The sequence below is a fragment of the Streptomyces oryzae genome (genome assembly GCF_017676365.1).
GTDB lineage: Bacteria > Actinomycetota > Actinomycetes > Streptomycetales > Streptomycetaceae > Streptomyces > Streptomyces oryzae.
The window spans coordinates 1-9,929 of sequence record NZ_JADKMA010000241.1 but is presented as its reverse complement, the minus strand read 5'-3'; the positions used below and the strand labels follow the sequence as shown (position 1 = coordinate 9,929).

The 9,929-nt window shown below is 71.8% G+C and carries 6 protein-coding genes; 2 read left to right on the top strand and 4 right to left on the bottom strand.

Going from position 1 to position 9,929, the window contains the following annotated elements; translation table 11 throughout:
- Positions 1-17 precede the first annotated feature (17 nt).
- Entirely contained in the window at positions 18-2,264 is a 2,247-nt protein-coding gene (locus ITI46_RS30825; RefSeq protein WP_209243226.1) for an MMPL family transporter, read from the bottom strand.
- A 228-nt stretch (positions 2,265-2,492) separates the two neighbouring features.
- Between ITI46_RS30825 and ITI46_RS30820 the strand changes: the two genes are divergently transcribed.
- Both ITI46_RS30820 and ITI46_RS30815 read left to right on the top strand, forming a co-directional pair.
- Positions 2,493-5,858 (top strand): S41 family peptidase, encoded by a 3,366-nt coding sequence (locus ITI46_RS30820; protein ID WP_209243225.1) that lies wholly within the window; start codon positions 2,493-2,495, stop codon positions 5,856-5,858.
- Between the two features lie 102 nt (positions 5,859-5,960).
- The gene (locus tag ITI46_RS30815) at positions 5,961-6,137 is read left to right on the top strand and encodes a hypothetical protein (protein WP_209243224.1); all 177 of its coding nucleotides are present in this window, start codon (positions 5,961-5,963) and stop codon (positions 6,135-6,137) included.
- Between the two features lie 143 nt (positions 6,138-6,280).
- Here the strand turns inward: ITI46_RS30815 and ITI46_RS30810 are convergent, their stop codons facing one another.
- From ITI46_RS30810 to ITI46_RS30800, 3 genes are read right to left on the bottom strand one after another with little or no spacing between them, the layout of a single operon-like run.
- Positions 6,281-7,171 carry an SDR family oxidoreductase gene (locus ITI46_RS30810; protein ID WP_209243223.1) on the bottom strand — a complete coding sequence of 297 codons (891 nt, stop codon included), beginning with the start codon at positions 7,169-7,171 and terminating at the stop codon, positions 6,281-6,283.
- Positions 7,168-8,133 carry an alpha/beta fold hydrolase gene (locus tag ITI46_RS30805; RefSeq protein ID WP_209243222.1) on the bottom strand — a complete coding sequence of 322 codons (966 nt, stop codon included), beginning with the start codon at positions 8,131-8,133 and terminating at the stop codon, positions 7,168-7,170. The genes ITI46_RS30810 and ITI46_RS30805 overlap by 4 nt, the downstream gene beginning before the upstream one ends.
- A complete protein-coding gene (locus ITI46_RS30800; RefSeq protein ID WP_209243221.1) occupies positions 8,130-9,707 on the bottom strand; it encodes a flavin-containing monooxygenase in 1,578 nt (525 codons plus the stop codon). Before ITI46_RS30800 ends, ITI46_RS30805 begins: the two co-directional genes overlap by 4 nt.
- Positions 9,708-9,929 lie beyond the last annotated feature (222 nt).

Here is a 9,929-nt window from a genome sequence, read left to right as displayed (position 1 = left end):
GCCCCGCGGGGAGGGGGTCACACCCCCGTGCGCTCCGGCTCGCGCGGCGGGGGCACCGTGGCGACGGTGTCCTTGTCGAGCCGCAGTCCCTTGCGGAGACCTTCGCCCTCGACGTCGACGTTCGGCAGCAGCCGGTCCAGCCAGCGCGGGAGCCACCAGGCGCGGCGGCCCAGCAGGGCGAGGACCGCGGGCACGATGGCCATCCGCACCACGAACGCGTCGAAGAGGATGGCGATGGCGAGGCCGAAGCCCATCATCTTGATCATGGATTCGGAGGAGCCGATGAACCCGGCGAAGACGCTGATCATGATGATGCCCGCGGCGGTCACCACCCGTGCGCCCAGCCGGAATCCGCTGACGATGGCCTGGCCGGGATTCTCCCCGTGGACGTACGCCTCGCGCATCCGCGTCACCAGGAAGACCTCGTAGTCCATCGCGAGCCCGAAGATCACGCCGATCATGAAGATCGGCATCATGCTCATGATCGGCCCGGTCTGTTCCACGCCGATGACGTCCGCCAGCCAGCCCCACTGGAAGACGGCCACCACGGAGCCCAGCGCCGCCAGCACCGACAGCAGGAAGCCGAGCGCCGCCTTGAGCGGTACCAGCACCGAGCGGAAGACCAGCATCAGCAGCACGAAGGCCAGGCCCACCACCAGCGCCAGGTAGGGCACCAGTGCGTCGTTCATGACCTGCGAGAAGTCGATGGCGACCGCCGTGGAGCCGGTGACCAGCAGGGTGGCGCCGGTCTCCTTCTCGATCGCGTCCGACTGGTCCCGGATGTCGTGCACGATCTTCTTGGTGCGCTCGTCACTGGGGCCGTACTTCGGGACGGCCATCAGCGTGGCGGTGTCACCGCTCTTGTTCAGCTGCGGCGGGCTGACCGCGACGACGCCGTCCACCTTCTGCAGCCGCTTCTGGATCTCGGCGGCAGCGGCCTTCGGGTTGTCGGCGCCCGTCAGGTCCCCGACGTTCATCAGCGGACCGTTGAAGCCCGGACCGAACCCGTCGGAGAGCAGGTCGTACGCCTTGCGCTGGGTGGTGCTCTCCGGCTGGTTGCCCTCGTCGGGCAGGCCGAGCTTCATGGCGCCGACCGGCAGCGCCAGGGTGCCGAGCGCCAGTACGGCGGTCACCAGCACCAGCACGGGGCGGCGCAGCACGAAACCGGCCCACCGGGCACCGGCCTTGGGGCGCTGGCCCTCGGCGTCGGCGGCGGGCGGCACGCCCGTCTCCGGGTTGGCCTTGCGCACCCGGCGGCCGAAGATCCGCTTGCCGACCATGCCGAGCGCGGCGGGCACCAGCGTGAGCGCGACCAGCACGGCGATGACCACGGTCCCGGCGGCGGCCAGGCCCATCTTGGTGAGGACCGGGATGTTGACGACGGAGAGCCCGACGAGCGCGATCACGACGGTCAGCCCGGCGAAGACGACCGCGGAGCCCGCCGTTCCGACGGCGCGTCCGGCCGCCTCCTCGCGCTCCCGGCCCTCGGTCAACTCCGCGCGGTAACGGGAGGCGATGAACAGCGCGTAGTCGATGCCGACCGCAAGGCCGATCATCATGGCCAGCGTCGTGGTGTTGGCGGACAGGCCGAGGGTGGCGCCGAGCGCGGTGATCGAGGAGATCCCGATGAACACCCCGATCAGCGCGGTGACCAGCGGCAGCCCTGCGGCGATGAGTGAGCCGAAGGTGAGGATCAGCACGACGGCGGCCACGCCGATACCGATCACCTCCGCGTTGCCCATCTCCGGCTCCACCAGGAGCGCGTCGCCGCCGGTCTCCACGGTCAGGCCGCTGTCGCGGGCCGACTGGGCGGCGTCCTTGATGCCCTCACGGGTCTTGTCGGTGATCTCCTGGGCCGGGACCTTGTAGGTCACCGACGCGTAGGCGATGCTGCCGTCTTTGCTGATCGCCCCGCTGTTCTTGACGAACGGGTCGGAGACGGCCGCCGCCTGGCCGCCGCTCAGCTCCTCGCGGGTCTTCTCGATGGCGGCCTTGTTCTCGGATGCGGTGACCTTCTCGCCGGTGGGCGCGCGGAAGACCATACGGGCCGTCGCACCCTCGGCGTTGGCGTCAGGGAAGCGCTCTTCCAGCAGGTCGAAGGCTTTCTGGGCCTGGGTGCCGGGCAGCGCGAAGTCGTCGTCTGGCGGACTGGAGGCGGTGGACGCGCCGGCTCCGGCCGCCACCAGCAGGGCCACCCATATCAGGGCGACGATGCGGCGACGCCGGAAGGCGAGTCTGCCGAGCTTGTACAGGAAGGTGGCCACGAGAGAGGTTCTCCGGTCTCGAGGTCGGACAGTTGGACGGTGCGGTGGAGCAGAGCGCTACAGCGGGGTGCGCTGAGGGAGCGCGGCGTGGGGGGGGCGCCGCAGGCCCGGCAATGAGAGCTCATGTCAATCGACGCTTCCTCGCACCTCCGGGGGTGACTCGGCGCCCGGAAATGAGGGACACGTCACAAGTTGCTTAGGTACAAATCCACGCGAAACATGGAATAGATGACCGACCACGGCGCGTATCTCCGCTTTCCACACCTGCATGGCGATCTGCTCTGCTTCGTCGCCGAGGACGACCTGTGGGTCGCCCCGGTCCCGGAGCCCGGGACGCCGTCGGAGCGGGCGTGGCGGCTGACCGTGGACCGCACCCGGATCAGCCACCCCCGCTTCTGTCCCGACGGGCGGCGGATCGCCTTCGCCAACTGGCGCAGCCTGGACCCGGAGGTCTATCTGGTCCCGACGCAGGGCGGTCCAGCGCGGCGGCTGACGTACTGGGGCGCGACCGACACCCGGGTGCGCGGCTGGACCCCGGAGGGCGATGTGCTGGCGGTGGCCTCGCACGGTGAGCCGTTCGCCCACCGCGCCTGGGCGTACCGCATCCCCGTGGACAGCCCGGACGCTCCACCCGAGAGCCGCCCGGACGCCTCGTGCCCCGGCAGCAGACTGCCGTGGGGGCCCGTCTCGGACATCTGTGTGGCCGAGCAGGAGGGCGAGCGCCGCACGCTGCTGCTGACCGGGACGCCGCCGCACGAGCCCGCGAGCTGGAAGCGGTACCGGGGCGGCGCCACGGGGCGGATGTGGCTCCAGGGCGAGCGGCTGCTGCCGGAACTGGAAGGGCACCTGGACTCGGTGATGCTGGTGGGGGACCGCATCGCCTTCCTCTCCGACCACGAGGGCGTCGGCAACCTCTACTCCTGCTGCCCGGACGGCAGCGATCTGCGCCGGCACACCGACCACGACGCGTTCTACGCCCGGCACGCGTCCACCGACGGACGGCGGGTGGTCTACCAGTGCGCGGGCGAGCTGTGGATGGTCGACGACTTCGCCCACGTGGCCCGTCCCCGCCGGCTCGACGTACGGCTGGGCGGCCAGCGCGCGGGCCGGCGCCCCTACCAGGTGCCCGCCGCCGCGCATGTGGACGCGATGGCCGTCGACCCCACCGGGCGGGCCAGCGCGGTCGGCGTACGCGGCAGCCTCTACTGGCTCACCCACCGCGACGGCCCGGCACGGGCGCTGGCGGACGCGCCCGGGGTGCGGGTGCGGCTGCCCACCATGCTGGGCGACACGGGGCGGATCGCCTATGTCACCGACGCGGAGGGCGAGGACGCCATCGAGATCACGGATCTGCCCCGCGCCTCCCGGCCCCGGCCTCCTTACCGGATCGCCGCCGGCCGGCTGGGGCGGGTGCTGGAGCTGGTCGCCTCGCCCTCCGGTGAACGGCTGGCGGTCGTGGCGCACGACGGGCGGCTGCTGCTGGTCGATGTTCCCGAGCTGGACGGGACGGCCGAGGAAGCGGAAGGCTCCGGGACGGCCGAGGGGGCTGCAGGCTCCGGGACGGCCGCCATCAGCGAGGTCGTACGCTCCGACAACGGCCCGGTGCACGGTCCCGCCTTCGCGCCCGACTCACGGTGGCTGGCCTGGGCGCACCCGGGAGTGGGACGGTCCCTGGCCTGCATCAAGATCGCGAAGGTCTCGGAGCCGGAGGGCGAGCGGACCGTACTCGACGTCACGGACGGCCGGTTCGAGGACGAACAGCCGGTCTTCACCCGGGACGGGCGCTATCTCGCCTTCCTCTCCTGGCGCGGCTTCGACCCGGTCTACGACGTGCACACCGGCGACCTCTCCTTCCCGCTGGGCTGCCGCCCGTACCTGGTGCCGCTCTCCTCGGCGACGCTCTCGCCGTTCGCGCTGACCCCGGAGGGCCGCCCGGCCGCGGGCGGGCTCGACCCGCACGACCGGCCGGCGGGCGGCGCCGAGGAGGAGGGGCCCGAGGCCGCGGTGCTGGTGGAGGCGGAGGGGCTGCCCAACCGGGTCACCCCGTTCCCGGTGACGGCCTCGAAGTACGCGGCGCTGTGCCCGGTCGCCGGGGGCGGGCTGATCTGGCTGCGGTACCCGATCTCCGGCGCGCTCGGCGAGACGTTCGTCAACCCGGCCGACACCTCGGGGCGTCCCACCCTCGAACACTTCGATCTGACGACCGCCAAGCACACCGAACTCACCAGCGACATCGACTGGTTCGCGCCCAGCGGCGACGGCACCCGGCTGGTCGTCAACGACGAGGGTCTGCTGCGGGTGATCCCGGCAGACCAGCAGGCCGACTCGGACACGACCACCTACATCGATCTGCGCCGCATCCTGCACGACGTCGATCCGGCGGCCGAGTGGCGGCAGGCGTACGAGGAGGCCGGGCGGCTGATCCAGGCGTACTTCTGGGACCCGGGGATGAGCGGCATCGACTGGGAGTCGGTTCTGGACCAGTACCGCCCGCTGGTGGAACGGGTCGCCTCGCCCGACGAGTTCGCCGACCTGCTGCGCGAAGTGCTCGGCGAACTCGGCACCTCGCACGCGTACGTCACCCCGGCGCGGCGCGACGAGGGCCCCTCGCACTATCAGCGGCCCATCGGCTTCCTGGGCGCCGATCTGATGCGCACCCCCGACGGCGACTGGCAGATCGCCCGCATCCTGCCGGGCAACTCCTCCGACTCGCGGGCCCGCTCCCCGCTCGCAGGCTCGCCGGTACGCGAGGGGGCACTGCTCACCCATGTCGACGCGCGGCCCGTCGATCCGGTCAGCGGCCCGGCACCGCTGCTGGCAGCAGCGGGAGGGACGACGGTCGAACTGACGCTCCAGCAGGCGGGGCCGCGCCGGGTCGCCGCCGTCCCGCTGATCGATGAGCGCCCGCTGCGCTACCAGGACTGGGTGGCCCGCCGCCGGGAGGTCGTCCGCGAGCTGAGCGACGGCAGGTGCGGCTATCTGCACATCCCCGACATGGGCGGCTCGGGCTGGGCCCAGTTCAACCGCGACCAGCGGCTGGAGGTCTCCCGGCCCGCGCTGATCGTGGACGTACGCGGCAACGCCGGCGGGCACATCAGCGAGCTCGTCCTGGAGAAGCTCACCCGCACCATCCTGGGCTGGGACCTCACCCGCAACGCGCAGCCCGTCACCTACACCAGCAACGCACCGCGCGGCCCGGTGGTCGCCGTCGCCGACGAGGCCACGGCCTCCGACGGCGACATGATCATCGCCGCGTTCCGGCTGCTCGGCCTCGGCCCCGTCGTCGGCGCCCGCACCTGGGGCGGCGTCGTCGGGATGACGGGCAGGCACCGGCTCGGCGACGGCACGGTGATCACGGTGCCGATGAACGCCGCGTGGTTCGAGGGCTACGGGTGGTCGGTGGAGAACCGCGGCGTGGAGCCGGACATCGAGGTGCTGCGCACCCCCCTGGACTGGGCCGAGGGCCGCAGCTCCGTGCTGGGCACCGCCGTGAGCACAGCCCTCGACCTGCTGGAGCGGCACCCGGCCAGGACGCCGCCCGACTATGCGAACGTCCCGGACCGCTCCCGGCCGCAGCTGCCGCCGCGGCACTGAGCCCTGCGGGCGGCTTTTGTTGCGCATGCACGCTGTGCGCCGCCGTGGCAGGGTGGAAAGTGCCCGTGAGAAGACACTTCCGACACGTCTGAAGGAGTGACGATGGGCATCGCAGACCAGTTCAAGTCCAAGGCCGAGCAGCTTCGGCACAAGGGCAAGGAGAAGAAGGCCCAGTCCGGCGGCAAGCGCGGTGGTGGGCAGGATGCCCGGGAGAGGGCGCAGGAGCTGAAGGACAAGGCCCAGCGGCGGGCCCAGGAGTGGAAAGAGAAGAACCGCTGAGGGGGGTGCCCCTGTCCGTTGCTTGCGGGCTGCGGGTGCTTTGTGGTTTCTGGGGGCACCTCCCGGCCGAAGGCTGGGGGAGCAGTTCCCCGCACCCCTGACGGGGCGCGGGGAACTGGTGCGTTGCCGCCCATGCGGAGCACCTACCGTGAAGCCCGCGCCCTCTCATCGGCCTCGCCGCCCGCGCCGACGAGCCCCGTGGAGACCCCGCCCGCAGCCGCCACCCGAGGAGCGATGGCCCTCATTTCGCGCTGTCCCAAGGGGCCACCGATGAGCGGGGCCAAATATCCGCGTATGCCCTGCATCCCGCGCAGCCACCACTGCCCGTACACATGCGGGGCACGCCGCTCGATCCCCGCGACGAGCCGGTCGACGGCGGGCCCGAGCGGATACGTCTTGTTGGTCGGCCACGGCAGCCGCTGCCGTACGTCCCGCATCACCTCGTCCGCGTCGGCGCCGCGCACCATGTCGGTGTCGGTCCAGCTCAGATAGCCGACGCCGACGCCGACGCCCTTGTAGCCGACCTCCGCTCGCAGACTGTGCGCGAACGCCTCCACACCGGACTTGGACGCGCAGTACGCCGTCATCATGGGGGCCGGGGTGATGGCCGCGAGTGAGGCGATCTGGAGGAAGTAGCCGCGCGACTCCTCCAGCACGGGCAGGAAGGCGCGCCCTGTGACGGCGCCGCCGATGAGGTTGACCTCGATCACCCGGCGCCAGGCGACCGGATCGGAGTCCATGAAAGGACCGCCCACGGCCACCCCCGCGTTGGCGACGGTGATGTCGACCTTCCCGAAGTGCTCCTTGACCTCGCGGGCGACCCGCGCCATGGCCTCGTGGTCGGTGACGTCCGCATACCAGTGCGCGGAGTCGGTGTGCAGCGAGGCGGCGACCCGCTTCAGCTCGTCCGGCTCCAGCCCGACCAGCGCGATCCGCGCACCGCGCGCCGCCATCTTCCGCGCGAGCAGCGCCCCTACGCCGCGGGCCGCGCCGGTGATGACGGCGACCTGGCCCTCCAGACCGACTCTGGTCATGCGCTCTTCTCCTTTGTGTCCTCGGCGGCTGTGGCGGCGAGATGGTCCCGTACGAGCGCCGCGAGCACGCTGCTGACCGTCTCCGGCTCCTCCAGCGGCGTCATGTGCCCGCGCCGCTCCAGCTGGTGCACTCCTGTGCAGTGCGGGAGCGCGGCTGCCAGCCGGTGGGCGTGCGGGAGCGGGGTGAGGCGGTCGTGGGTGCCGATGACGACCGCGGTGGGCGCGTCCAGCCGCGGCACCTTGGCCGACAGGTCGAGCCCGGCCAGCACCCCGCCCCACGCGGACCTGACCCGGCGCGGACAGGCGTGCACGATGCGCGCCGTCGCCTCGACGGCCGCCGGCTCCGGAGCGGGCCCGAGCGTGCCGTACGCGAGGGCCTTGCGGGTCAGCGGGCTGACGGGCCCCAGCGGCGCGGCCGAGCCCAGCAGCGCCCGGTGCGCGACGGCACGCACCCTCTCGGAGCGGAACGGCAGCACCCGCGCCTGGCCCGTCAGATGTTCGGCGCCGGTGCTGCAGAGCAGCAACGCGGCCGCGCGCTCGCGCAGTTGCCTCCGGCCTGCCGCCGCCATGAGGGTCATGCCGCCCATCGAGTGGCCACCGACGACCGCTCGTTCGCCGGGCTCCAGTGCGGCGTCCAGTACGGCGCACAGATCGTCGGCGAGCATGGCGGTGCTGTAGGCCATGGGCGTCGCGGCGGCGGGGCTGCGGCCGTGCCCGCGCTGGTCGTAGACGATGACGCGGTGGCCGCTTCGGGTCAGCTCGCGGATGACCGGCGCCCAGAACAGCGTCGAACAGGTCCAGCCGTGGGCGAGGACGACGGCGGGGTCGCCGTCGCGGCCGTGCACCTCGACGGGGAGGGGCACCCCGTCCCCGGAGCGCGCGGTCAGCTCGCGCGCGGGCGCGGGCGGCGCATAGCGCCCGGTCAGCCCTTTGAGGTGAGCTGTGCTGGTGATCCGGCTCATCGCACGTCCTCCCCCGCGGCGGCTCCCCCGCTGACGCTCCCGGCCAGCAGCGGCGCCTTGCGGCGGGCTGCGGTACCCGCACCGCTGCGCGGCGCACGCAGCACCTCGTACTCCTCCAGCCGCACCTCACGGGTGACCTTGCGGAACTCCGCGGTGGTGCCCGGCCATACGGCGACGGGCCGTCCCTGCGCGTCCAGATACCAGCTCGTGCAGCCGGTCTCCCAGACGGTGGATTTGATGCGTTCGCGCAGTTTCGCGTTGTAGGCGTGCTGGGCGATGGGCCGTACGTCCAGCGCGGCCTTGTCGCCGCCGCCGAGGGTGTCCAGCTTGCGTACGTAGTCGACCAGGTAGTTGAGCTGCGCTTCGATGATCAGCACCATCGAGCTGGTGCCGAGACCGGTGTTGGGACCGATGATGAACAGGAAGTTGGGGAAGCCGGTGGTGGTCGTCCCGCGCAGCGCGTTCATCCCGTCCGCGGCCCAGGACTCGGCCAGCGTCTCGCCGTCGGCGCCCTTGACGAGGTGTGCGAGGGGCATGTCGGAGACGTAGAAGCCGCTGCAGAAGACCACCGCGTCGACCTCCGCCTCACGGCCGTCGGCGGAGACGAGGGTGTTGCCGCGGATCTCCTTGAGCCCGGAGTCGATGACGTGCGTGTTGGGCCGGGCGAGCGCCGGATAGTAGTCGTCGGACAGCAGCGTGCGCTTGCAGCCCACCCGGTAGTCCGGCGTCAGCTTGCGGCGCAGCTCCGGATCCTTGACGGCGCGCTTCATGTGCAGCTTGGCGACCTGCTCCACGGCGGGCAGCAGCTTCGGATAGTTGGCGAAGACCTGCGTCTCCAGCTCCCGTACGCCCCACAGCGCGAAGCGGCGCAGCTTCTGGGTGGCGGGGAAGCGGGAGTGCAGCTTCCGCTCGGCCCTGCTGATCGCGCGGTCGTTGCGCGGCAGCACCCAGGCCGGAGTGCGCTGGAAGACGGTCAGCTCGCCGGCGACCGGCTGGATGGCCGGGATGATCTGGATGGCCGAGGCGCCGGTGCCGATGACAGCGACCCGCTTGCCGCGCAGGTCGTAGTCGTGGTCCCAGGTGGCGCTGTGGAAGACCTTGCCCTCGAAGGAGTCCAGCCCCGGGACGTCGGGCAGCCTGGGCTCGGACAGCGGCCCCGCGGCGGAGACGACCACGTCGGCCGTCAGCGTGCCCGCCGAGGTCACCACCCGCCAGTACAGCTCGGCCGCGTCCCAGCTCAGCTGCTGCACCTCGGTGTTGAAGCGGATGTGCTGGCGCAGCCCGAAGGTGTCGGTGACCTGCTCCAGATAGGCGCGGATGTCCGGCTGGGGCGAGAAGCTGCGCGGCCACTCCGGGTTGGGCGCGAAGGAGAACGAGTACAGGTGCGAGGGGATGTCGCACGCGCACCCGGGATAGGTGTTGTCGTGCCAGGTGCCGCCCACGGCCTCCCTGCGCTCCAGGAGGACGAAGTCCGTCACCCCCGCACGGCGCAGCCGGACGGCGGCTCCCAGGCCGCCGAATCCGGTACCGATCACCGCCACCCGTACGTGCTCCTGCTCGTGCTCGGCCGCCATGCCGCCGCCTCCCGGGATCTGTCGCGTGCTGCGCTTTCGTGCGGGACCAACAACTGTGCCAGTAATCACTGGCATGGTCACGAGAGTAGGGCAGCGGAATACTCATGGGTAGGGGTCGGCCCGAGGAAAGTTACCGGCGGTCGCACCGGGGTGGCGCCCTCGTCCCGCCGCTTAGGCTGGAGCGGTGGCGAGTGCGAACGAGCAGCACAGGACTGAGAGGCC